Below are 520 nucleotides of genomic sequence, written 5' to 3'. Positions count from 1 at the left end.
GTGCCCATCTCGACGATCCCGTTCGGCACCAAGACCGGCGAGATCGAGATGGACGGGCAGCGGGTCGCCGTCCCCGTCGACGATCAGACGCTGCAGAAGATCTGCGAGATCACCGACGGCCAGTCGTTCCACGCCGACAGCCTCGAGTCGCTGAAGAACGTCTATGCGACCCTGCAGCGCCAGATCGGCTACGAGACCGTCAAGGGCGACGCCAGCCTGGCGTGGATGCTGCTGGGGGCCGTCGCGATGGCCGGCGCCATCCTGGCCGGCTTGTTCCTCAACCGCCGGCTGCCCTCCTGAGCGATCAGACCGGGAGCCGCCGGTTGATCAGCAGCGCCAGCGCCGTCGCGATCAGGGCGGTGATGACGCCCAGGCGCAACCACCCGGCGCTGCCCGGCCCCGGCACCGTGCGGTAGCCGATGTCCTTCTCGATCGCGTTGTAGCTCTTGGAAAGCTCGGCGACGTTGCCGGCGGTGTAAGACTGCCCGCCGGACAGCTTGGCGATCATCTTCATCTGATC

At 67.3% G+C, this 520-nt stretch carries 2 pseudogenes; one reads left to right on the top strand and one right to left on the bottom strand.

The window, feature by feature from the left end:
- Positions 1-300, top strand: a pseudogene (locus A5697_RS21385) (hypothetical protein); the annotation flags it as partial.
- A 4-nt stretch (positions 301-304) separates the two neighbouring features.
- Here A5697_RS21385 and A5697_RS21380 read toward each other — a convergent pair.
- Positions 305-520 (bottom strand): annotated as a pseudogene (locus A5697_RS21380) (hypothetical protein); the annotation flags it as partial.

The sequence above is a fragment of the Mycobacterium sp. E3251 genome, assembly GCF_001666835.1.
In the GTDB taxonomy this organism is placed as follows: Bacteria; Actinomycetota; Actinomycetes; order Mycobacteriales; family Mycobacteriaceae; genus Mycobacterium.
The sequence above is the reverse complement of the archived record's forward strand: the minus strand, read 5'-3'. Positions and strand labels throughout refer to the sequence as shown.